General features: G+C 45.3%; 22 protein-coding genes. 10 read left to right on the forward strand and 12 right to left on the reverse strand.

All coding sequences use genetic code 11. The features are described 5' to 3' along the window. Positions 1 to 223, forward strand: a 223-nt coding sequence (locus PAE54_RS09515) for a hypothetical protein (RefSeq protein WP_326519263.1), incomplete at its 5' end; no start/stop codon positions are given. On the opposite strand, the gene PAE54_RS09520 is transcribed toward PAE54_RS09515, so the two are convergent. Both PAE54_RS09520 and tyrS read right to left on the reverse strand, forming a co-directional pair. After that, positions 216 to 485 (reverse strand): hypothetical protein, encoded by a 270-nt coding sequence (locus tag PAE54_RS09520; protein ID WP_326519264.1) that lies wholly within the window; start codon positions 483 to 485, stop codon positions 216 to 218. The genes PAE54_RS09515 and PAE54_RS09520 overlap by 8 nt on opposite strands. Positions 486 to 670: 185 nt before the next feature. Next, the gene (tyrS, locus tag PAE54_RS09525) at positions 671 to 1,903 is read right to left on the reverse strand and encodes a tyrosine--tRNA ligase (RefSeq protein ID WP_273777848.1); all 1,233 of its coding nucleotides are present in this window, start codon (positions 1,901 to 1,903) and stop codon (positions 671 to 673) included. Positions 1,904 to 1,964: 61 nt separating this feature from the next. Here tyrS and PAE54_RS09530 point away from each other — a divergent pair, with 61 nt between their 5' ends. Continuing rightward, positions 1,965 to 3,095 (forward strand): anhydro-N-acetylmuramic acid kinase, encoded by a 1,131-nt coding sequence (locus PAE54_RS09530; protein ID WP_326519265.1) that lies wholly within the window; start codon positions 1,965 to 1,967, stop codon positions 3,093 to 3,095. Positions 3,096 to 3,155: 60 nt separating this feature from the next. Here PAE54_RS09530 and erpA read toward each other — a convergent pair whose 3' ends face one another. After that, positions 3,156 to 3,491 (reverse strand): iron-sulfur cluster insertion protein ErpA, encoded by a 336-nt coding sequence (gene erpA, locus PAE54_RS09535; RefSeq protein WP_273777851.1) that lies wholly within the window; start codon positions 3,489 to 3,491, stop codon positions 3,156 to 3,158. Positions 3,492 to 3,759: 268 nt separating this feature from the next. Here erpA and PAE54_RS09540 point away from each other — a divergent pair, with 268 nt between their 5' ends. Continuing rightward, on the forward strand, positions 3,760 to 5,694 hold the full coding sequence (locus PAE54_RS09540) for an ATP-binding cassette domain-containing protein (protein WP_326519266.1): 1,935 nt from the start codon (positions 3,760 to 3,762) through the stop codon (positions 5,692 to 5,694). Between the two features lie 73 nt (positions 5,695 to 5,767). Here PAE54_RS09540 and PAE54_RS09545 read toward each other — a convergent pair whose 3' ends face one another. The 5 genes from PAE54_RS09545 to dnaA all read right to left on the reverse strand — a co-directional run bounded on the left by PAE54_RS09545 (position 5,768) and on the right by dnaA (position 12,437). Next, positions 5,768 to 6,160 (reverse strand): cytochrome b562, encoded by a 393-nt coding sequence (locus PAE54_RS09545; protein ID WP_273777855.1) that lies wholly within the window; start codon positions 6,158 to 6,160, stop codon positions 5,768 to 5,770. 16 nt (positions 6,161 to 6,176) lie between these two features. Next, positions 6,177 to 8,642: a DNA topoisomerase (ATP-hydrolyzing) subunit B gene (gyrB, locus tag PAE54_RS09550; RefSeq protein WP_273777857.1), complete on the reverse strand. Its 2,466-nt coding sequence runs from the start codon at positions 8,640 to 8,642 to the stop codon at positions 6,177 to 6,179. Positions 8,643 to 8,688: 46 nt separating this feature from the next. Further along, the gene (recF, locus tag PAE54_RS09555) at positions 8,689 to 9,771 is read right to left on the reverse strand and encodes a DNA replication/repair protein RecF (RefSeq protein ID WP_273777858.1); all 1,083 of its coding nucleotides are present in this window, start codon (positions 9,769 to 9,771) and stop codon (positions 8,689 to 8,691) included. Between the two features lie 15 nt (positions 9,772 to 9,786). Next, positions 9,787 to 10,935: a DNA polymerase III subunit beta gene (dnaN, locus tag PAE54_RS09560; protein WP_326519267.1), complete on the reverse strand. Its 1,149-nt coding sequence runs from the start codon at positions 10,933 to 10,935 to the stop codon at positions 9,787 to 9,789. Between the two features lie 107 nt (positions 10,936 to 11,042). Then, positions 11,043 to 12,437 (reverse strand): chromosomal replication initiator protein DnaA, encoded by a 1,395-nt coding sequence (dnaA, locus tag PAE54_RS09565; protein WP_273777861.1) that lies wholly within the window; start codon positions 12,435 to 12,437, stop codon positions 11,043 to 11,045. A gap of 663 nt (positions 12,438 to 13,100) precedes the next feature. Between dnaA and rpmH the strand changes: the two genes are divergently transcribed. The 5 genes from rpmH (at position 13,101) to mnmE (ending at position 17,178) form a co-directional block, all read left to right on the forward strand. Then, positions 13,101 to 13,235, forward strand: a complete 135-nt coding sequence (gene rpmH / locus PAE54_RS09570; RefSeq protein WP_000831329.1) for a 50S ribosomal protein L34 — start codon at positions 13,101 to 13,103, stop codon at positions 13,233 to 13,235. A 30-nt stretch (positions 13,236 to 13,265) separates the two neighbouring features. Continuing rightward, positions 13,266 to 13,658, forward strand: a complete 393-nt coding sequence (gene rnpA, locus PAE54_RS09575; RefSeq protein WP_326519268.1) for a ribonuclease P protein component — start codon at positions 13,266 to 13,268, stop codon at positions 13,656 to 13,658. 9 nt (positions 13,659 to 13,667) lie between these two features. After that, positions 13,668 to 13,988 (forward strand): membrane protein insertion efficiency factor YidD, encoded by a 321-nt coding sequence (gene yidD, locus PAE54_RS09580; protein ID WP_326519269.1) that lies wholly within the window; start codon positions 13,668 to 13,670, stop codon positions 13,986 to 13,988. 5 nt (positions 13,989 to 13,993) lie between these two features. Beyond that, positions 13,994 to 15,724, forward strand: a complete 1,731-nt coding sequence (yidC, locus tag PAE54_RS09585) for a membrane protein insertase YidC (RefSeq protein WP_273777865.1) — start codon at positions 13,994 to 13,996, stop codon at positions 15,722 to 15,724. A 98-nt stretch (positions 15,725 to 15,822) separates the two neighbouring features. Beyond that, complete coding sequence (gene mnmE / locus PAE54_RS09590) at positions 15,823 to 17,178, forward strand: tRNA uridine-5-carboxymethylaminomethyl(34) synthesis GTPase MnmE (protein WP_273777866.1); 1,356 nt, start codon at positions 15,823 to 15,825, stop codon at positions 17,176 to 17,178. 15 nt (positions 17,179 to 17,193) lie between these two features. Here the strand turns inward: mnmE and PAE54_RS09595 are convergent, their stop codons facing one another. The 3 genes from PAE54_RS09595 to PAE54_RS09605 form a co-directional block, all read right to left on the reverse strand. Beyond that, positions 17,194 to 18,024, reverse strand: a complete 831-nt coding sequence (locus tag PAE54_RS09595; RefSeq protein WP_326519270.1) for a class I SAM-dependent methyltransferase — start codon at positions 18,022 to 18,024, stop codon at positions 17,194 to 17,196. Positions 18,025 to 18,452: 428 nt separating this feature from the next. Next, entirely contained in the window at positions 18,453 to 19,625 is a 1,173-nt protein-coding gene (locus tag PAE54_RS09600; protein ID WP_326519284.1) for an MFS transporter, read from the reverse strand. A gap of 127 nt (positions 19,626 to 19,752) precedes the next feature. Beyond that, on the reverse strand, positions 19,753 to 20,019 hold the full coding sequence (locus tag PAE54_RS09605; protein WP_326519271.1) for a metal/formaldehyde-sensitive transcriptional repressor: 267 nt from the start codon (positions 20,017 to 20,019) through the stop codon (positions 19,753 to 19,755). Positions 20,020 to 20,074: 55 nt separating this feature from the next. Here PAE54_RS09605 and dmeF point away from each other — a divergent pair, with 55 nt between their 5' ends. Continuing rightward, positions 20,075 to 21,040: a CDF family Co(II)/Ni(II) efflux transporter DmeF gene (gene dmeF / locus PAE54_RS09610; RefSeq protein WP_326519272.1), complete on the forward strand. Its 966-nt coding sequence runs from the start codon at positions 20,075 to 20,077 to the stop codon at positions 21,038 to 21,040. A 126-nt stretch (positions 21,041 to 21,166) separates the two neighbouring features. Continuing rightward, the gene (locus tag PAE54_RS09615) at positions 21,167 to 21,871 is read left to right on the forward strand and encodes a DsbC family protein (RefSeq protein WP_326519273.1); all 705 of its coding nucleotides are present in this window, start codon (positions 21,167 to 21,169) and stop codon (positions 21,869 to 21,871) included. Between the two features lie 47 nt (positions 21,872 to 21,918). Here PAE54_RS09615 and PAE54_RS09620 read toward each other — a convergent pair whose 3' ends face one another. Continuing rightward, positions 21,919 to 22,176: a GlsB/YeaQ/YmgE family stress response membrane protein gene (locus tag PAE54_RS09620; RefSeq protein ID WP_273777871.1), complete on the reverse strand. Its 258-nt coding sequence runs from the start codon at positions 22,174 to 22,176 to the stop codon at positions 21,919 to 21,921. Between the last annotated feature and the right edge of the window lie 119 nt (positions 22,177 to 22,295).

The following is a 22,295-nucleotide window of genomic DNA, read 5'->3' on the forward strand; positions in this document are numbered from 1 at the left end:
AAAGATACTTAACAACCTCACCCTTGGTGAAGCTTCGTATCAATCGCGTCGGGATGTGCGTATTCTAGGGGATTTACGGTCGTTTGCAACCCCCATTTTGATTAATTTGCTATGGATGTCGTTTTTTTCAGCTATTTTGCTAAAAAATCTATTTTTTCGCTGTATTTTTCGTCATTTTTTCCTTTTTTATGCAATTTTTTTCTTTTTAATTGGAATTAGTTGAGTTGCCGCTGCTGCATTACTTCAATCAGAGTCTGCCGTTTACCTTGATAATCCTCTCCAGCAAACACCATTTTGGCACGATAGGGTAAATGCTCACAGACTAGTGAAAACAATAGATAGGTTGCTGCGATATCCAGCTCATTTAGATAACTCAACGCGCGTTTAATGGTAATCGCCGGGAAAGAGCGCGAAGTGGTATTGAACAGTACGTTCAAAATAAAATTGATTTTATCGTCATACCAATGTGTGGTGTTGTAGTACATAGCACTCCCGAATGATTGTTATATGGGTTGCTTTTATGCTTTTGAGTGTATCGCTTCTTATAATGCTCAACCAGTTACAATCTGTAAAAAAATCTTATTACTCTTTTATAAACTCATCCCCAACAAAAAAACCTCATAGCAAGCTATGAGGTTCTTCAATTATTTCTCAGCTTTTCAGCCACGCTTTAGTCGGTAAAGGTTACACGTGCAATGGCTTTTTTACCGGCCTGAATGATATAGGTCTGGTTTTCTTTCACAGAGAAGTTCCCATCTACGACTTCCCAGTCCACTTTTACGGCGCCACGTGCCACAGCATCTTTGGCTTGCGCGGCATTCTTGGTTAAGCCAGCTACACGTAAAATCGAGGCAATGAAAATTTCACCGCCAAACTCAGCACGTGAAATGGTGACTTCTGGTGTACCTTCCGGCACTTCCCCTTCAGTAATCACATTACCCGCACTCTTATGCGCATTTTCAGCTGCTTCTTTATCATGGAAGCGCTCAATCAATTCCAATGCAAGAATACGTTTGATTTCCTGTGGATTACGCCCGTCTGCCATCTCTTTCAGCAAAGCCTGAATTTCTTCTACAGACTTAAAGCTGAGCAAGTCAAAATAACGTTCAATCAAGCTATCTGGCATCGACAGGATTTTTTGGTACATCGTTCCCGGTGTATCAAACACGGCGATATAGTTGCCTAAAGATTTAGACATCTTATTCACGCCATCTAAACCTTCAAGAATTGGTACGGTAATACAGACTTGAGCTTCTTGCTCGTAACGACCCTGTAAAGTACGACCCATCAACAGGTTAAAGGTCTGGTCGGTACCACCGAGTTCAACATCTGCATGCAAGGCCACAGAGTCATAACCTTGTACCAGTGGGTACAAGAATTCATGAATTGCGATCGGTTGCTGGTTGTTATAACGCTTGGTGAAGTCATCACGCTCGAGCATACGTGCAACTGTTTGCTGTGAAGCCAGCTGGATAAGATCTGCTGCAGTTTTTTGTGCAAACCACTCCGAGTTAAACACCACCTTGGTTTTATTCGGATCGAGGATTTTAAAAACCTGTTCTTGATAGGTTTTGGCATTTTCCAGCACTTTTTCTTTCGACAACGGCGGACGAGTCGCACTTTTTCCAGTTGGATCGCCGATCATGGCGGTATAGTCACCAATCAAGAAATAGACCTCATGGCCCAAATCCTGAAAGACTTTTAATTTATTGATCAGCACCGTATGTCCCAAGTGCAAATCTGGTGCGGTCGGATCAAAACCTGCTTTAATTTTCAGAGGTCGGTTCTCTTTGAGCTTTTTGAGTAAATCCTCTTCAGAGATAATTTCATGAGTGCCTCGTTGAATGAGAGCAAGTTGTTCTTCAGCCGGCAGGAAATTTGACATCACAAAACCCAAACACATCAGTTATTCAATTTGTGCGATATACTAACACTTTTTCAGCACATTGCAGGCGAAGATCATCATGACAACGATATACATTGGGGTAATGACCGGCACCAGCATGGATGGCGTCGATCTTGTGGCGGCTTCTTTTGATCCCCTGCACGTGCATGCAACCCTGACTGTACCGTTTGCTCCTGAACTGCGTGATGAACTGATGGCGCTCACGCTGCCCGACATCAACGAGATTGACCGCATGGGCAAAGCCGACATCGCATTGGCCAAGATGATCGGACATGGCATCAATACGCTGATTGAAAAAAACAACCTGGATCGCAGCCAGATTCGCGCAATTGGCTCGCACGGCCAAACCATCCGTCACCGTCCTGAACATGGTTTCACCCTGCAAATTGGTGATCCGCACCTTATTACAGAAATCACTCAGATTCCGGTTATCTCTGATTTCCGTCGCCGCGATATGGCTGCCGGTGGTCAGGGTGCACCATTAGTCCCAGCTTTTCATCAGGCCTTATTTCAACACCCCGATATTCACCGCGTGATTCTAAACCTCGGCGGCATCGCCAATGTGAGTATGCTGCCCGCTGGACAACCGGACAAAGTTTACGGCTTTGATACCGGTCCGGCCAATATTTTAATGGATGCCTGGTGCCACCGTTACACCGGCCAGCCTTATGATGAAAATGGCGATTGGGCTGCTTATGGACAGCCAATCCGTTCCTTGCTGGAACGTTTAGGCGCACACGAATACTTTTCCAAAGAACCCCCGAAAAGTACCGGCCGGGAAGATTTCAATCTTGAATGGCTGGATGAACAGCTCAGCGACTGGCGCAATGATCTGGATTATGAGGAATTAGAAGATACCCCTGAAAATATCCAGGCCACCTTGATGAAACTCACCACACGTGCGATTAAAAAAGCCATTTACCGTTGTGACCTGATGGATACTGGCGAAGTGTATGTCTGCGGTGGTGGTGCCTATAATTCGCATTTACTGGAACAACTGCGCTGGCGACTGCGTAAACATCACTGGACGGTACAAACCACCGAAGTATTAGGTTTATCTCCGACCTGGGTGGAAGCCACCGCGTTTGCCTGGTTGGCGATGCGTTTTGTACAAGGTCAAGCCGGTAACTTACCTGCAGTCACCGGTGCCAAAGGTGACCGTATTTTGGGTAGCATCACAGCCGTTTAAATGCAAAAATAATCAATAAAAAAGCCCTCTACACATGTGAGGGCTTTTTTGAATCGATCTTTAAATCGAGAAAGAAGAACCACAACCACAGGTCGTGGTGGCATTCGGGTTCTGCACGATAAAACGTGAACCTTCCAAACCCTCGATATAATCAACCACGGAACCCACTAAATATTGATAACTTAAGGAGTCAACCAGCATGGTCACATCGCCATTTTCAAACTTGGCGTCATCTTCATTTACACTGTCTGCAAAGTTAAAACCATAAGAAAAGCCTGAACAGCCACCACCCGTCACATAAACACGCAGCATTAACTCTTGGTTGCCTTCACTTTCACGCAGTTGGCGCACTTTGTTGGCAGCATTGTCTGTGATTACAAGCGCTTGGGCATTCATCTTGAGCATTCCTCAAATTTATTCAACGATCTTTTAGAGTAAAAGATCACACAACTCAGTATAGCATACCCAATATGGGGGTTATTTTTGAAGATTAAAAGCTAAATCTGAGCAAATTTATCAGGATTATTTTCTAGGCAATTCCACGATCGGGCCAGATGCTTTTATTTTCTCTACTGCGACCAGCGATTCTCAAGCAGCAGTTTTGTTTTCAATGGCATTAAGCCGTAGAATAGCGCACTCATGATTAATGATATGTGCTTCTCCCATGATTCAACTTGATCAACTTTCCCTGCGTCGCGGTGGACGTGTTCTGTTTCAAAAAGCCTCCATGCAGTTACATCCGGGCTGGAAAATTGGTCTGACTGGAGTCAACGGCGCCGGAAAATCCACGCTGTTTTCTGCCCTGCTCGGCGGCATGGAATCAGACAGTGGCTCGCTCACCCGTCCAAGCGTCTGGACCGTGGCGCATATGGCGCAGGAAATTGAAGCACTGGATATGAAAGCCATCGATTTTGTGCTGTCAGGTGACGAAGAATACTGGGAGATCCAGCACAAACTCGAGCATCCAGAAACACTCAGTAATGACGAATTGGCACATTTATATGGCCGTTTTGATGAGATTAATGGCTATTCTGCACCTTCCAAAGCATCCCAACTCATGGCTGGTCTGGGATTTTTTGAACATCAATCCGAACTCAGTGTGGCGAGCTTTTCCGGTGGCTGGCGTATGCGTCTGAATCTGGCACGTACATTGATGAGCCGCTCTGATTTACTACTACTGGATGAACCGACCAACCACTTGGATTTGGATGCCATTTTATGGCTGGAAGACTGGCTGAAAGCCTATGAAGGCACCTTGGTTCTCATTTCGCATGACCGTGATTTCCTCGATGCCATTACTGATCATATTTTGCATATCGAAAATCAGGAATTGACGCTATATACCGGCAACTATTCCACCTTTGAACGCACCCGTAGCGAACGTCTGGCACAACAACAGCAAGCTTATGAAAAACAGCTGGCGACACGCGCACACTTGCAAAAATATATTGACCGTTTTAAAGCGCAAGCTACGAAAGCCAAACAAGCACAAAGCCGAATCAAACAGCTAGAACGCATGCAGGAACTTTCTGCGGCGCATGTCGACACGCCATTTACCTTCTCGTTCCGTGAACCCACCAAAATGAGTTCACCCTTACTGGAACTGGAACATGCCGATATTGGCTATGGTGACAAACTGATTGTGACCAACGTTAATTTGCAGATCACCCCAACTAGCCGTATTGGTCTGCTCGGGATGAACGGTGCAGGTAAATCCACCCTAATTAAATCACTGGTCGGTGATCTGCCACTGCTACGCGGCAAACGTAAAGCTTCGGAACTGCTGAATATTGGTTATTTTGCCCAGCATCAGATGGATGCTCTAGATGGCAACGCCAGTCCGATGCTGCAACTGGCCCGGATTGCGGATCCAAAAATCAGCGAGGCCACATTACGCGCATTTCTAGGCAGTTTCGGCTTTAGTGGTGAACGCATGGATACGCCTTCGGAAAGCTTCTCGGGTGGTGAGCGCGCACGTTTAGCCTTAGCCCTGATTGTCTGGAAACGTCCGAATGTGCTGATTCTGGATGAGCCGACCAACCACTTGGATTTGGATATGCGCCATGCGCTGACCATGGCCTTACAGGACTTTGAAGGTGCGGTAGTACTGGTTTCGCATGAACGCCAATTGATTGCGAGTGTCTGTGATGAATTGATTTTGGTACATGGCGGTCGTAGTAAAGAATTTGAGGGAGATTTGGCTGCATATGCAGACTGGTTACGTCAGGCGCGTTTGGACATCATGAAAAATGGTCAGCAACCTGCAGCACCGGTGCAATCTCTAGTCGAAGATAAACCGACGATTTCTAAAACTGACAAAGAAGCACAGCGTAAAGAAGCGGCACGACGTCGTGAACAAACCCGTCCAATTCGCAAAAACATTGAAAAATGTGAAGCGCAGATGGAAAAGCTGCAACCACGTCTAGCTGAAATTGAACAACTGCTGGCAGATACTACCCTCTATGAAGCCAACCGCAAAAATGACCTGATGCAATTGATGAATGAGCAAACCGATCTCAAAACTCAATTGGAACAGTATGAAGAACAAATGCTGGAATTGATGATGGAACTAGAAGAGCTGGAAAGTTCTTTTGAATAACCGCCACAAAACAAAAAAGCCGAATCCCTGATCCGGCTTTTTTTGTTTTCACTCCTGCAAGACAATCTCGCAATTAGCGGAATTTCTTATGATATTCATTGCGAATTTTGACCAGGCTCATCCCTTGAGATTGAGCCTGTTCCAATTTACCCTGATCAACTAAAACGATGAGTTTGTCAATTTCGGTAATTAACAGGTCAAGCCCCTGTTGGTAGCTTTTGACCTGCTCATGCTCTGCTGGTAAACGTTCTAGTTTATGTGGACGCGACTTTTTCGAAGCCACTGTCGCTTTTCGCATAATCAGCAGTTGCTTCTTGGCCTGTGCCGCATCTTTCGCTTCCGCAAAAGCCATCGTGCTTTTGGCCAGTCGTTTCATATCCATTTCAAGATCACCGGATGCCCAGACACCCTGACTGAGTGCCAATAATCCCGATAACACCAATGCTGATCCAAATGTACGACGCATAAACTTCTTTTCCCTATTAAGCATCAATATCTGCATTCAATGCATTTTCTTCAATAAACGCACGGCGTGGTTCTACATCATCCCCCATCAGGCAGGAGAACATACGGTCTGCTTCAATCGCATCATCAATGGTGACTTGCAGCATGTTGCGGTTCTCTGGATCCATAGTGGTTTCCCAAAGTTGTTCCGCATTCATCTCACCCAAACCTTTATAGCGCTGGATCATCATGCCACGACGTGAATCTTGCAAGATATGCTGCCAGACTTGATGGAAGTTGCTGACCAGAATACGGCGCTCGCCTTTTTGCAAATACGCCCCTTCTTCAATCAACTTGAACCAGCTCTTGGCATTTTTCAACAAACGGCCATATTCGCCTGAGTTAAACAGCGTCACATCCAGCAAATACTGATGTGGCAAGTTATGCACATACAACGTGACACGTGGCCAGTAATGCGTAGTCATCACACCATTCTGCTCACGAGCAAATGACTCGAGTGAAATTTCAGGACGCAAACTTGGCTGTAAACGTTCAATGGCAGCACGTAACTGCTCTGCCCACTGCTCAACATAGGCTTGATCCTGATTCTGTTCCGCTTTAAACGGTTCAAGCTCTAACAAAGCATCCAACAAGCTCGCCGGATAACGCTGGGTTAGACGCTGCAAGCTCTTCTGTGACAATTGATAATCGGCAATCACTTTCGACAAGGCTTCGCCGCTGATCGCAGGCGCATTAGCGCTGACATGCAGGCTGAGTTCATCAATCGCGTTGGAAATCAGGAAAGTTTCTAGCGCATCATTGTCTTTGATGTACTGTTCCTGTTTGCCTTTTTTCAGCTTATACAAGGGTGGCTGAGCAATATAAATATGACCACGTTCCACCAACTCTGGCATTTGGCGGAAGAAGAAGGTCAACAATAAAGTCCGGATGTGTGAACCATCCACGTCCGCATCGGTCATGATGATGATTTTGTGATAACGCAATTTGTCCGGATTGTATTCTTCACGGCCAATACCACAACCCAATGCCGTAATCAACGTGCCGACTTCTGCCGATGAAATCATCTTGTCAAAGCGTGCACGTTCCACGTTTAGAATTTTACCTTTGAGTGGCAGAATCGCCTGCATTTTACGGTTACGGCCCTGCTTGGCTGAACCACCCGCAGAATCACCCTCGACCAGATACAATTCGGACAACGCTGGGTCTTTTTCCTGACAGTCCGCTAACTTGCCTGGCAAACCGGCAATATCCAGCGCACTCTTACGGCGGGTCATTTCACGGGCTCTACGTGCCGCATCACGCGCACGTGCCGCATCAATAATCTTTCCAGCAATCGATTTCGCCGCTTGCGGATTTTCCAGCAGGTATTCTGAGAATGCCTTGTTCATGGCCTGTTCAACCGCCGGTTTTACTTCACTCGACACCAATTTCTCTTTGGTTTGTGAAGAGAATTTTGGATCTGGCACTTTCACAGAAATAATTGCGGTCAAACCTTCACGGGCATCATCACCGCTCACCGCGACTTTTTCTTTTTTAAGAATATTTTCGCTTTCTAGATAGTTATTTAAACCACGCGTCAGTGCGGCACGGAAACCGGCCAGATGCGTTCCACCATCTTTTTGTGGAATGTTGTTGGTAAAGCAACGTACATTTTCCTGATAGGTATCATTCCATTGCAACGCCACTTCTACTGCGATCCCATTTTCAGCCTGAGTGGTGAAGTGAAAGATATCGTTCAGATGGTTTTTGCCTTCGTTAATGTATTTTACAAACTCGGACAAACCACCTTCATAAGCATACACATGTTCTAGGTTAATGCGCTCATCACGCAAAACAATGCGCACACCAGCATTCAGGAAAGACAATTCACGCAGACGGCGGGCCAAGATATCAACATTAAAAATCGTTTGGCTAAACGTTTCAGGACTCGGGTAAAAACGAACCGTGGTCCCTGTTTCTTCAGTTGTGCCAATTTCACGTAATGGATACTGCGGATCGCCGTGATGATATTCCTGCTCATAAATATGGCCAGCACGACGGATGTTGAGCAACAACTTGCTCGACAGTGCATTCACAACCGAAACACCCACGCCGTGCAAACCACCGGAAACTTTATAGCTGTTATCATCAAATTTACCACCCGCATGTAGGATGGTCAGAATTACCTCAGCAGCCGAGACACCTTCTTCTGGGTGAATATCGGTTGGAATGCCACGTCCATTATCAGAAACACTCACAGATTCATCTTCATGAATCGTGACTAGAATTTCATCACAGTGGCCAGCCAAAGCTTCATCAATCGCATTATCCACGACCTCAAACACCATGTGGTGCAAGCCAGTACCGTCGTCAGTATCGCCAATATACATACCGGGACGTTTACGGACTGCATCTAGGCCACGTAATACCTTGATACTAGAGGAATCATAAGCCTTTTCATTGATTTGTTCTGTTGGAGATGCAGATTGCGACTCTGAACTCATGGTTGCTCCCTAGTGTAAAAATAGGTCTATCCCAAAAATGGGTAAATCACTGTGAAACAGCGTGGACTTGACCGTGTTCAACATTGAATAATTGATAGGAAATAGAAAGATCACTTAAATGGTGTTGTACCGATTGCTGATCCAAAGTAGTCAGAAAAACCTGGCTACCGAGCTGGCTTAATCGCTCAATTAAACGTTGTTGTGCGGTTAAATCTAATTCTGCCGTCAAATCATCTAATAATACCACAGTTTCCTTATTGCTCGCATGTAACATTGCAATCTGTGACAGTTTCAACGCCATAATTAATAACTTTTTTTGCCCCCGCGAAAGCACGTCATCCGCATTGCCTAAGGGGGTTTTCAACCTTAAATCTGCACGATGTGGGCCATACTCGGTATAACGCCGTTCCACATCTTTTTGATGATGGGTCGTGAGATCATGCACCAATCCCAACTCGGCATGAAAGCCAGGTGAGTAGTCCATTTCGACCACTAAATCCGGCAACAATTGCTGCAAATCCGCTAAAAAATACCGCTGCCATTGCTCAACAATACTCAAACGCTGTGAATGCAACATTTCACCGTAGTCACCGAGCATTTTGTTCCACGGTTCAAGCTCAGCCAGCGTTAAATGACGCTGTGACTTTAACAAGGAATTACGCTGTTTTAAGGCCCGTGAGTAATATTGCCAGGCATGATAAAAATCCGGTTCCACGTGGAACATCAACCAATCCAACAGTTGGCGGCGAGGCTTGGCGCCATGATCGATAATATCGGTACTTTGCGGATCAATATGTTGTAGCGGCAAAAGTCGAGCAAGCTGTCCTTGTGTAGCGACTGTGTCCCCATTTACCTTAATCAGTTGTTCCCCACTCTGGAACTTTTGCATGCCCATTTTTTCAGTGGCTGACTGGGCAAAGACAATCGCATCACTCGCATGCTGCTGGATGTAGTTTTTCGGAATATGGGTGCGAAAAGAACGCCCGGTCGCTAGCAGGTGAATCGACTCAAGAATAGAGGTTTTACCCGAACCATTGGCGCCATAAAAGACATTAAACGGCTGCAATCCGTGGAGAGCAACCGCCGTCAGATTTCGAACACGCTCTATATTTAAACGCGTGATATGCATGAGAACTGTTAAGACTTAAACACGCATCGGCATAACCACATAGGTCTGATCCTGATGTGCCGGATCCTGAACCAGAACAGACTGGTTGGCTTCAGTCATACTCATCATAACGTCATCACCATCTAGCACACCCAGAACATCAAGCAAGTATTGCGCATTAAATGACATCTCTAACGGCGCATTACTGTACTGGATCGCCAAATCTTCAATCGCTTCATCCTGTTCAGGGTTATTGGCACGCAATTGCAATGAATCCTGATTAAAATTCAGGAAAACCCCGCGTAATTTTTCATTACTCAAGATCGCCACACGTTGCAAGGATTGCTTGAATACATCATGTGCAATCATCACATGCTTATCCCCACCCCGCGGAATGACACGGCGATAGTCTGGGAATTTCCCGTCAATGAGTTTAGTTGTGAAACGTACAGCAATGTCCGCTTGCTCTTTATCACGGCTCGCAATCCGGATATTGACGTTCAATAACTCGCGACCAATCAGCAACGCCAATTGCTCATCTTCAATACTCAGCAAGCGCTGCAACTCCCCCACTGCTTTACGTGGAACAATCGCCTGTACCAACTGTTCAGTGTTCGAAGTTGCGGCTGTTTCACACAACGCCAAACGGTGACCATCGGTGGTGACAGCACGTAATTGGTTTTGGTCAATTTCGAGCAGCGTTCCGGTCAGGTAGAAACGCACATCCTGCACAGCCATGGCAAAAGAAGTTTTTTCAAATAAACGTTTCAGTTCACGCTGTGTGACCTGAACCTGAGTGCCTTGACTGTTTTCAGTCGATAACAACGGATAGTCTTCAGCAGGTAAAGTCCCCAACACAAAACGACTATTCCCTGATTTCAAGATACAGCGTTGATCTTCGGTAATTTGCAGGTCAATCAAAGCTGCACTTGGCAAAGATTTACAGATATCCACCAGTTTACGGGCAGGCACCGTGGTTTCACCAGATTGCAAACACGCCCCTTCGGCCAGCGTAGTACTCGCCACCAACTCGACTTCCAGGTCAGAACCGGTAATGGTGAGGGCTTGTGTAGTCACTTGAATCTTGACGTTTGAAAGGATGTTTAAGGTATGACGACGCTCGACTGCCCCTACAACATGAGACAGTACATTCAGTAAGCTTTCTTTCGCGATTTTCAAACGCACGATTCATTCCTCTAAAACTGAAGACGGGTATTGATTGTGTTTTTAGCTGTGTACTATGCGATAACAAAAGCCGCTTTGCAAGGCGGCTTTTTTGAATCATCAGCGCATTAACTTTGCAATAATCTGAGTAGATTTTTGTAGTCTTCGTTAAAGATCGGATCTTCTTCACGCAGACTTTGAACTTTCTCACAGGCATGCATCACGGTACTGTGATCGCGACCACCAAATGCCATACCAATTTCAGGAAAACTATCGCCCGTTAATTCACGTGCAAGCCCCATTGCTAATTGGCGGGGACGTGCATAAATTCGGGTCCGTTTGGGACCGACCAGTTCTTTATGTGGAATTCGAAAATACTCACTAACGACTCGCTGGATATTTTCCACACTAATGGTTCGTGCACGAATCGCCAAAACATCTTTAAGAGATTCACGGACGACATCCAGGTCAATCGGTGTACCCTTAAAACGGGAAATCGCGACCACCTTATTGAGTGCCCCTTCCAGTTCGCGCACATTCGCAACAACTTGCTGAGCAATAAATAATGCACAGTTACGCGGCAAATCGATACCGTTGCTTTCAGCCTTTTTCAACAAGATTTCAATACGCGTTTCAATATCTGGGGGTTCAACACCCACGGATAAGCCCCAAGAGAAACGTGAAACCAAACGAGGATCCAGTTCCGTCAATTCTTTTGGATAACGATCTGAAGTTAAAATAATCTGCTTAGATTCATCCAGCAAGGCATTAAAGGTATAAAAGAATTCAACCAGACTCGCCTCTTTACCAGCCAAGAGATGAATATCATCAACGAGTAACAAATCTAGAGAACGGCAATTTTTCTTAAATTCTTCAACCTTGCCCTTTTGCAAAGAACTGACAAAATCCTGTACAAAGCTTTCAGCGGTCATATACATGACGCGTGCATTCGGTTTTGCCTGTAATAAAGCATTACCAACAGCCTGCATCAAGTGGGTTTTACCCAAACCGGTCGGACCATATAAAAACAAAGGATTATGTTGTGAAGCCCCCAGCTGGGTTAAAACTTTACGGCAGGTTTCCGCAGCCATCTGGTTAGAACGGCCTTCAACAAAGAGAGAAAAAGTAAAAAGTGGATTCAATAAACGTTTTTTATTGATTTTATTTCCTGCGATGTCCACTTCTTTGTCTTTTTTGACTTTAGGTACCACAACTGGAGCAGGTGCAGCGGTTTCCAAAGCTGCTGTAGTCGTGGCAGGTTGTTCTGAAGCCGACAAAATAGCACCCGGACGTGAATCAACCAAGATTTCTACATGGCGGATACGGCCTTCAGAAAGCTGTTCAGCCAAAATCGTAATCAGTTCCAGATGATGTTCTTGAATATAGCGCGTCCAATAAGGATTTGGCGCATAGAGTCTTAAAGTATCTTCAAGTTCTTCAGCAACCAGAGGACGAATCCACATCGCAAAGACATTATCAGAGAGCTCTTGTCGCAAGCGAGTTAAGCAGTCCGTCCAAAGCATGTGAAACCCCTGTTTATGTGATTATTTAAATTTAAAAAAGCGACCACCCCATAGAAGGGGTCGCCATTCTAACCAAGTTATCCACATCTGTCATGATGAATTAAAGTGATTTCGACTAAAAAACAAACCAATCACAAATAAATTTAAATTTAAACGCTGTGTGGATAAGTTTATCCGCAACCTGTGGATAAAATATAACATAAACTTATCCACAATCTATCAAAAAAATAAAAACACGGTTATCCACAATATAGGTAGATGTTTTTTAAATTTAAAAATAGCTTTTCCACACAAAAAACGCATCCTAATAGTAATAAATTTAAATTTATAAATTTGAATTTATTTATAAGAGCATATCTGTTTGTGGATAACTTAAATATGAAATGAATTTAAATTTAAACTCTCGGAACAAAGTAAAAATAAATTTAACTAACACTATCTATTGTGGATAAAACTATTCACAAATCAAGTGATTTTTTAGAAATGAATAAGTTAGTGTGTGGGTAAGTCATCTGACGTCATTTAACTCAATTCTAGACAAGGATCTCTATACATAAAAAATTTAACAGAAATACGTAACAAAACCGTGTTTTCATTGACAGCGTAAACAATGCACAATACAATCGCGAACCTTTATAGAAAGATCATTTTTGGAGTTTCGATATGAAACGTACATTCCAACCATCTGAATTAAAGCGTAAGCGTGTTCATGGTTTCCGTGCTCGTATGGCTACTAAAGCTGGTCGTCAAGTATTAGCTCGTCGTCGTGCAAAAGGTCGTCACAGCTTAACTGTTTAATTTCAGTTAGCTGCCCGGCTTATGGGTGTCATGACACTTTATAGCTTCAGCACAGAGGTTCGCATACGCTGTGCTGCAGATTATAAAAGTGTGTTTGATGGTGCGCTTTTTAAAGTGCATCAACCCCATTTCTTATTTTTGGCAAAACCAACCGAACAGCCTAAAAGCCGTTTGGGTATTGTTGTTGCCAAGAAAAAAGTACGCCGTGCACATGAAAGAAATCGAGTAAAACGTCTTGCTCGCGAAAGTTTTCGCTTGCATCAGCAGCAATTGGATTTGTTAGATATTGTGGTGATGCCTAAGGTGGGTATTGAAGCAGTACCTAATGCAGAATTGCACCAGCAATTAGAATTTGCTTGGCAAAAGTTACAACGCCTGGCCAAAAAGCATCAAAAAACAGCTGTTCTCTCCCCACAACAGTAGAGATCACCAATGACGCGTTTACTGCATTGGTTGATACGTTTCTATCAAATCGCGATTAGTCCATTACTCGGACCACGTTGTCGTTATATCCCGACTTGTTCACAATATGCATTAGAAGCCATTCATATTCATGGTGCGCTGCAGGGTTCGTGGCTGGCCGGTAAACGTCTCTGTCGCTGTCATCCGTGGGGTGGTTCTGGTTATGATCCTGTGCCCCCTAAGGCAATTCGTTTTATTTCTTTTCAGCAAATAGATTCTCAAACGCGTCACGTTGCTGTACCCTTTCGTGATCGTTTATTGAACCAAAATCACTCTAACCATTTGGGGTAATTGATATGCAACAATGGGCCAGGATTGCCATTCTCGGGGCCATGTTTGTCGTCGCATATTTGCTCATTTTGGCGTGGCAAAAAGATTATGGTCATGTAGAAACTCCAGCACAGCAACCGGCTGTCGCGGCAGTTTCACATGAAGTATCTGCAGATTTGCCAAATGGCCAGACGGCATCAGCAACATCTGATGTTCCGCAAGCAAATGTTGCTGTACAGCAAGCAACGGGTAGCACAGCACCTGTAAGTCAACAGCTTATTTCAGTACAGACTGACCTTTATCATCTTTGGATCAATCCAAAAGGTGGTGATATTGTTCGTATTGAATTACTCAATCATGACAAGGATAAAAACAGCAACCAGCCTTTCGTAATGCTGGAGAGCGATGCTAAACGGACGTATGTGGCGCAATCTGGTCTGATTGGTCTGAATGGTCCAGACAGTAACCGTGCTGGTCGACCACTTTATGTAGTTGAAAAAACACAATATAGCTTGGCCGATGCGAAAAATAAGACTTTAACGGTTCCAATGGTCTACAAGACAGCGGATGGCGTTGAAATCATCAAGACGTTCAGTTTCAAGCAGGGTGAATATCCGATTGTGGTAAGCCACAAGGTAATTAACCGTTCTGCACAAAACTGGCAAGGTCAGATGTTTGGTCAGATCAAGCGTGACAATTCGGAAGACCCGGGTAAGTCCTCACAAGGGATCTTTACCTTGGGTACATTCCTCGGTGGCGCTTGGGGTACACCAGATGAGCAATATAACAAGCTGAAATTCGCTAATTTCACTGATGAAAAACTCAACGTTGAAGCGAAAAATGCTTGGATTGCGGTTGTGCAACACTATTTTGTGAGTGCATGGATTCCGGGTAATCTAAAACTGACCCAAGCTGAAGGACAGCCATATACTGCGAAGCTTGAGTCACGTCAGTCCGCTGATCATATGAATATCATCAGTTTTAGCTCGCCGACCGTGAACGTGCCAGCAGGTACAGTGGCTGAACTGGATGCAACCTTCTATTCAGGTCCAAAAATTCAGTCTGAGTTGAAAGATCTAGCTGCTGGTTTGAACCAGACCGTGGATTACGGCTGGTTATGGCCGATTGCCAAGTTATTGTTTATCGGTTTGCAGTTCTTCCACAACATTATTGGGAACTGGGGCTGGTCAATCATTCTGTTGACTGTCGTGGTGAAACTGATTCTCTGGCCATTATCGTCTAAGAGCTATCGTTCTATGGCGAAAATGCGTGTGATTGCGCCTGAAATGCAGCGCATGAAAGAAGAATTCGGTGAAGACCGTATGCGCTTCTCGCAAGAAATGATGGCGCTTTATAAGCGTGAACAGGTGAATCCACTTTCCGGCTGTCTACCACTGCTAATGCAGATGCCGATTTTCTTGGCTTTGTACTGGGTGTTGATGGAAAGTGTTGAGTTGCGTCATGCACCTTGGTTAGGCTGGATTCAGGATTTGTCTGCGATGGATCCATGGTTTATCTTGCCGTTGATCATGGGTGTGACCATGTATGTTCAGCAAATGTTGAACCCGCAGCCTGCTGATCCGATGCAAGCTAAAGTATTCAAGCTCATGCCGATCGTGTTTACCGTATTCTTGCTGTTCTTCCCAGCAGGTTTGGTACTGTACTGGATCGTCAACAACTTGCTGACTATTACCCAGCAGTGGTTTATCAAACAGAGCGTTGAAAAAGAGCGTTTGAAAAAAGAAGAAGTTGCTTAATTCACAACCTGTTGTGAACAGCTGAATAAATCCGCTTAAGATGGTACTCTTAGGCGGATTTTTCTTTGCCGATTTTTTGCGACATTTAGGTGAATTTTATGCAAAACCGAACCACTATTGCTGCCATTGCAACCCCACCCGGCCGCGGTGGTGTCGGTGTTATCCGCTTGTCGGGTGCAAAAGCCTATGCGATTGCTCAAGCCCTGACCCAGCAGGACTTGCCGAAAGCCCGTATGGCTGGTTTTCGCCAGTTTTATGATGCAGACGGTCAGGTAATGGATGAAGGTTTGGTACTGTGTTTTCCTAATCCGCATTCTTTTACCGGTGAAGATGTGGTGGAATTGCAAGGCCACGGTGGTCCAGTGATTCAAAATGCCTTGTTGGCACGTCTGTTTGAACTGGGTGCTATGGCCGCCAAAGCGGGTGAATTTTCCATGCGGGCCTTTGAAAATGGCAAGCTGGATCTGGTTCAGGCGGAAGCGATTGCCGATCTGATTGATGCTACGTCACAAGCTGCGGCGCGTTCAGCGGTGCGTTCTTTACAAGGCGCTTTTTCCAGCAAAATTAATACCGTATTGGAAAAATTGATCCATTTGCGTTTGCATGTGGAAGCTGCGATTGATTTTCCTGAAGAAGAAATCGATTTTCTGGCGGATGGCAAAATTCTGAATCTGCTCGACGATGTCACGGACTCGGTACAGGCAGTACAGCAATCGGCTCGTCAAGGCCAGTTATTGCGTGAAGGTTTACAGGTGGTAATTGCAGGTAAGCCGAATGCGGGTAAATCCAGCTTGCTGAATGCCTTGGCGGGCATTGATCGTGCAATTGTGACTGATATTGCGGGCACTACGCGTGATGTACTACATGAAAAAATCACCCTGAATGGTTTGCCGATTACCCTGACCGATACCGCTGGCTTGCGTGAAACTGGTGATGTGGTGGAAAAAGAAGGGATTCGCCGTGCCATCAAGGAAATTGAACAGGCCGATTTATTACTTTTGGTGTATGACCTCAGCCAAAATGATGATCCACTCCAGCTGGCCCAGAGTTATTTTGCTGAGCATTTAGAACCTCGTCGTTTAATACTGATCGGTAATAAGTGTGATTTGACCGCAAAAATGCCACAGATCAGCGATTATCAAGGTTTTCGTCATATTACTGTGTCGGCCAAGCAAGAGATGGGTGTACAAGGCCTGATTGATGCGATTACAGCGCATGCAGGCTTCCACCCTGAAGAAGATACCTTTATCGCTCGAACCCGCCATTTGGACGCGATGAAGCGCACCCAAGCCTATCTGGCTGAAGCACGTGAACAACTGGTGATTTATCATGCCGGTGAGCTGGTCGCGGAATCTTTGCGTTTGGCACAAAATGCACTTGCTGAAATTACCGGTGAATTCAGTGCAGATGATTTATTGGGTAAGATTTTTGGATCGTTCTGTATCGGAAAATAGTCAAAATCTGGACCTCTATTTTCTCGCAACAATTTGTGCAAGAACGATCCGCCCTTCTTGCAGGTTTCGTCCCTGATTCTGTGCCATCACTTTAAAATCTGCACCCATGAGGATATGGAATCCAATAGATGGTAAACCTTCCTTTTGGATTTTTTCGGCCAGAGATACAAACCATGTACGTGCACGTTCAGTTGTATCCGACCAGTCAGTAATCGTGAATCCGGTTTCCTCAAGCAGTTTGCGCAGCTCATCGGGTTGCACAAGGAAGCTGGTATCCGGTGTACGTGCCCACGGTACGGGAAAGAGCACTGGACCAGATGGACCGGCAAGGACATCGTAAATTGCCAGTGTGCCGCCCGGTTTTAGAACCCGGTACATCTCGTGATATAGCTGAGCTTTGTCCTGGATATTCATGGCCACATGCTCCGTCCAGACCACATCGAATGTCTGATCGGGAAATGGCAGCTGGGTTGCATCGCCTTGACGAAATTCAGTCAGGTGTGCAAGGCCGATTCTGGATGAGAGCATTGCAGCAGCGCGGCAGTATTCCTCTGTGAGGTCGATGCCGGTGACGTGACAGCCAAATTGCTGCGCAAGACAACGTGAGGTCCCGCCAACACCGCTACCGACATCAAGTACGCACTTTGTTGAATCAAGTCCTGCGGCCTGAGCAAGCTCAAGGGTCGCTGCCCGTCCTCGGATATGAAACTCGTCAATGGGGGCTAAATCTTCGGGTGTGAGGTGATTCACGTCCTTGCCTGCTCTTTCCAGTGCTGACAGAATGATTTCGCCTAAGTCTGTACGTGTATAGTGCGTCTGGATCGCTTCATTGACACGAGATTGCATAAATTTCTCCTCGTGTTGACCTTCACTGAGATGACAGATGGGCCAGATAACTTAAAAATGGGATGAGAGTAACTATTTTTGAATTTTTATACGTTATTTGATGAGTTTAATGGGAGCAGGCTCAATACGCTATCCTCAAGTCAGCTCACTGTACCACAATGCATAAATTTCATAACAAATAGCATTATATGGATACAGTAACTTACAAATTTTGCTGATTAAACCCATATTCTGGCAGTGGCGTCATGCTTTTAATGCGATGCGCGGGTAACCTCGGAAGCATATCGTGAAGCAATCCACCATAGATTATAATCAGCACTATTGCTTTTCTCATTCCTTTTTCACGCAGGAGGACATAGATGAGAAAGGAGGTTAAAATTGCTTTACTTTACGGTTAATCGCAATGGTTTAGATCTTCAAAAAGAGCCTTAGATCTTAAGGCTCTTCTTTTGCCATATCAGCAATAGTAGGCATAACAGCCCAATAGCTAGGCAGAAACCTAATACGCCAGTTATTAGGCCAAAATGGTCTGCCAAATAGCCTACCGCAATAATCGGCACAATCGTGCCGAGATATCCTACAAATAGATACGTTGACATCACAGCGGCCCGATTCTGCGTGTGTGTCATCTGATGGATCAAACCAAACGCACCCAACAGCCCTAAACCATGCCCAATACCGACTAAAATGTCACTCACAAAGAACAGCCAACTCCAGTGTAGCGTCATGCACAGGCCCAGCAAAACAAAACTGACCAGCAACGCGCCCAAACCAATTTGAATACTTCGCTTGGGAGACATGGATTTAGCGTAGAACTGCACCGCAGCAGAGATAAACAAGATACTGGAAATGGCGCTGCCACTCACTAGGGGGCCATGCCAAGGGATAATTTCCTGTACAAAAGAGGCCGCTAAAGAGGCAAACAGGCTGAATGTCCCAAAAGCGGTAAAAGCGGTTAGCCCAGCAATAAAGAAAGCTGCGTGATAGGACTTTTCTGGTAGTTCCAGATGGGGTGCAGCTGAAAACGGTTGTGTTTCAAAACGTGGGATTTTTAAGGAAAACAGACTAAACAGGGATAACACGGCAATCACAATGATCGGCAAATACGGCGTGATCAGTGGTTGTGCTGAAAATTCGGCAATCAGGCCACCCACGAGTGGTCCCAAACCAAAACCCAAAACGGTAATGATCGAACTGAATTGGGCAGCATTAGATTTATGCTGTTCGGGAATGGTGTAGATTAATCCCAGCATGGCTGAGGTACTGATCAAACCAGAGGCGATCCCGATAATAAAACGTCCAATCGCGAGAGTGTAGGCAGTTGAGGCCCATGCCGACAAAATCAAGCCGAGAATGACAAAGACCAAACCGATCTGTAGGCTGCGCAAATAGCCAATACTATTGCTGGTTCTGCCTAAAAATAACAGTGTGGCTAGACAGCCAAACATATAGGCGACAAAGATATAGGTAATATGGCTCGGTAGTAAGTGCCAAAGTTCTTGATAAATGGGATAGAGTGGGCTAGCCAGTGCTGTCCCGAGTGTTCCAATACACAGTGCGAGGCTGACCAGCAAAAACGGTCGCCAGGAATTATTTTTCATCATGGATCATCAACATTCAACCCGCCACCATAAAGCAGGCGAGTGTTGGCTAGAAAATAAGAGTAATAAGACTAGCCTATGCCGATGCAATAGATACGTCAATTCCATTCATTAGAACAGATGAAGTTTAGTTATAACGCTTCAGAATGGCCAAAAAGCTCGCCAATTCCTCTTCGTTGATCGCTGTTTCATCGGTAATCACGTGCTGGCGCAGATGGGATTCGATCAGTTCATTCATTAAACCACCCATCGCTCCCTTGGCTGCGGCGACTTGCTGTAATACTTCAATACAGGTGGTTTCCGGCTGTTGTACAGCTTGTTCCAGCGCTTTGAGCTGACCTTGCAGACGCTTGATACGGTTTAAAATTTTCTTGTCCTGATAAATGTGGCTCAACTTTTTACTCCAAAAACAAATATACTATGGGGGAGTATTTTTACATAACCTGTTTATGCAACATTCCAGTTTATCCCGCCGTCACCATCACCGTTTTGATGAAGGCAACCCCCTTGCACAGAAACGTATTCTCATCGCCACTATTCTAACCGCCACGATGATGGTGGTAGAAGTCTTAGGGGGATGGATCTTTAACTCAATGGCACTTTTGGCGGATGGCTGGCATATGAGTTCGCATATGCTGGCATTGGGCCTGGCTTATTTTGCCTATCATGCTGCACGTCATTATGCCAATGATGCACGTTTTAGTTTTGGTACCTGGAAAATCGAGATTCTTGCCGGCTATAGCAGTGCAATCTTGCTGTTGGTGGTGGCCTTTTTTATGGCTTTTCAGTCCATTGACCGTTTATTGCATCCTGTGAGTATTCAATACAATGAAGCAATTTCCATTGCAATCATTGGTCTGCTGATTAACTTGATTTGTGCCTGGTTGTTGCATGATGATGGCCACCATCACCATCACCATCACCATCACCATCACCATCACCATCACCATCACCATCACCATCACCATCATGAGCACGGTGAACATGATCTCAACCAGAAAGCCGCTTTTCTGCACGTGGTGGCTGATGCGGTGACTTCAATTTTCGCGATTATTGCCCTGTTTGCCGGGAAATACTTTGGTTGGGACTTTTTAGATGCCTTGCTCGGGGTTGTTGGATCCTTGCTGGTGGGTAAATGGGCCATCGGTTTAATGCAAGAAACCGGCAAGACCTTGCTGGATGCTGAAATGGATCATCCGGTGATTGCTGAAATCCGTGAAGTCATTGATCAGCTACCCTGTACTGTTGAGATTACCGATCTGCATGTCTGGAAAGTCGGTAAGGGCAAATTTTCCTGTATTTTGGCCTTAGATACGCAGGCAGCTTTAGATGCTGATCAGGTCCGTCAAGCACTCTCCATTCATGAAGAACTGGTGCATATTTCAGTCGAAATCAATCGTTCAGCGCTTGTTTGATGTTCCACGTGAAACCCGCTGGGCTGAGTTACGGAAAATTTTGGTTGTAAATTGGCAAATTTCACTGACTCAGCTCTGGGTTTCTGCGTAGAATCGAGCGTTAGGATTGACCAGACTTGAACTGAAATGATGAAAAAACTCGCTCTGCTTGCAGTGACATTGATGCTCACGACTCACAGTACTTTTGCGGATGTCACCAGCTTAAAAGTCAAATTGCAGCAGCAATATCCCGCTTTAAAAATTGAAAACCTACAAAAAACCGAGATGCCTGGATTGTATAGCGCCACGTTTGAAGATCAGGTGGTGTATCTCGATGAATCGGGGCAATATCTGCTAGCCGGATCCATGATTCGTTTGAAAGATCAAAAGAATCTGACCCGTGATTTGGTCTTGCAACAAAACCAGGTGGACTGGAAAAGCTTACCGCTGAAAAATGCCATCAAAACCGTACGAGGCACTGGGAAACGCCAGTTAGCGGTCTTTTCTGACCCAAATTGCCCATATTGTAAACGTCTTGAGGCGGAGTTAGCCAAACTGACGGATGTCACGATTTATACTTTTATTTACCCATTAAAACCACAGTCCATGACGGTGTCTAAACAGGTGTGGTGTGATAAAAATCCAAGCCAGGCCTGGAGCAACTTGCTGCAAAAAAATATCACGCCGAGTGCCTCAGCCAGCTGTAGCACGCCTTTAGAGCAGAACCTCAAGCTGGGTGAACGTTTAGGGGTAGAAGGTACGCCAACCCTGATCCTGTCTAATGGTTTTAAACTGACGGGTGCCTACCCTGCTGAACAGATTGAACAGATATGGAAAGAATTTAATCTGTGATTCATCGCGTGAAAAAAGCACCTGCGGGTGCTTTTTTTATAGGAGTTTTAAACCCGGCGACGATTGCTGATCAAATTATAAATCAGTAGGATAATCACGGCACCGATCACTGAGGCAATAAAGCCTGCGGCAGAGTTGGCATCATACCAACCGAGTGCACGTCCAGTATAAGTTGCTAGCAGTGAACCGCCAATCCCGAGCAGGGTCGTCATTAAAAAGCCGGCTTTATCATCTCCAGGGTGCAAGGCACGCGCCACTAAACCGGCAACAAAACCCACCACAATCGCAACAATCAATGACCACATTAGAAATCTCCTTCTTGTTCTCTTCTTATTGGGGGTGTGCTTTTATCATGCGGGAGGTCAGCTCAATAGCCAAGTGAGCATCAGGGCGAAGCTGTTGGGTTTTTGTGGCAATCTCGCTT

The organism is Acinetobacter minutum (assembly GCF_035916735.1).
In the GTDB taxonomy this organism is placed as follows: Bacteria; Pseudomonadota; Gammaproteobacteria; order Pseudomonadales; family Moraxellaceae; genus Acinetobacter.

Coding starts and splice junctions, on each gene's coding strand:
- mnmE (WP_273777866.1), top strand. CDS start 15,823: ATGCAAAACCGAACCACTATTGCTGCCATTGCAACCCCACCCGGCCGC.
- yidC (WP_273777865.1), top strand. CDS start 13,994: ATGCAACAATGGGCCAGGATTGCCATTCTCGGGGCCATGTTTGTCGTC.
- rpmH (WP_000831329.1), top strand. CDS start 13,101: ATGAAACGTACATTCCAACCATCTGAATTAAAGCGTAAGCGTGTTCAT.
- erpA (WP_273777851.1), bottom strand. CDS start 3,491: ATGAATGCCCAAGCGCTTGTAATCACAGACAATGCTGCCAACAAAGTG.
- tyrS (WP_273777848.1), bottom strand. CDS start 1,903: ATGTGTTTGGGTTTTGTGATGTCAAATTTCCTGCCGGCTGAAGAACAA.
- PAE54_RS09595 (WP_326519270.1), bottom strand. CDS start 18,024: ATGCAATCTCGTGTCAATGAAGCGATCCAGACGCACTATACACGTACA.
- gyrB (WP_273777857.1), bottom strand. CDS start 8,642: ATGAGTTCAGAGTCGCAATCTGCATCTCCAACAGAACAAATCAATGAA.
- PAE54_RS09620 (WP_273777871.1), bottom strand. CDS start 22,176: ATGTGGTCATTGATTGTTGCGATTGTGGTGGGTTTTGTTGCCGGTTTA.
- dnaA (WP_273777861.1), bottom strand. CDS start 12,437: ATGCTTTGGACGGACTGCTTAACTCGCTTGCGACAAGAGCTCTCTGAT.
- PAE54_RS09600 (WP_326519284.1), bottom strand. CDS start 19,625: ATGAAAAATAATTCCTGGCGACCGTTTTTGCTGGTCAGCCTCGCACTG.
- PAE54_RS09540 (WP_326519266.1), top strand. CDS start 3,760: ATGATTCAACTTGATCAACTTTCCCTGCGTCGCGGTGGACGTGTTCTG.
- PAE54_RS09520 (WP_326519264.1), bottom strand. CDS start 485: ATGTACTACAACACCACACATTGGTATGACGATAAAATCAATTTTATT.
- rnpA (WP_326519268.1), top strand. CDS start 13,266: ATGACACTTTATAGCTTCAGCACAGAGGTTCGCATACGCTGTGCTGCA.
- recF (WP_273777858.1), bottom strand. CDS start 9,771: ATGCATATCACGCGTTTAAATATAGAGCGTGTTCGAAATCTGACGGCG.
- yidD (WP_326519269.1), top strand. CDS start 13,668: ATGACGCGTTTACTGCATTGGTTGATACGTTTCTATCAAATCGCGATT.
- dmeF (WP_326519272.1), top strand. CDS start 20,075: ATGCAACATTCCAGTTTATCCCGCCGTCACCATCACCGTTTTGATGAA.
- PAE54_RS09615 (WP_326519273.1), top strand. CDS start 21,167: ATGATGAAAAAACTCGCTCTGCTTGCAGTGACATTGATGCTCACGACT.
- PAE54_RS09545 (WP_273777855.1), bottom strand. CDS start 6,160: ATGCGTCGTACATTTGGATCAGCATTGGTGTTATCGGGATTATTGGCA.
- PAE54_RS09530 (WP_326519265.1), top strand. CDS start 1,965: ATGACAACGATATACATTGGGGTAATGACCGGCACCAGCATGGATGGC.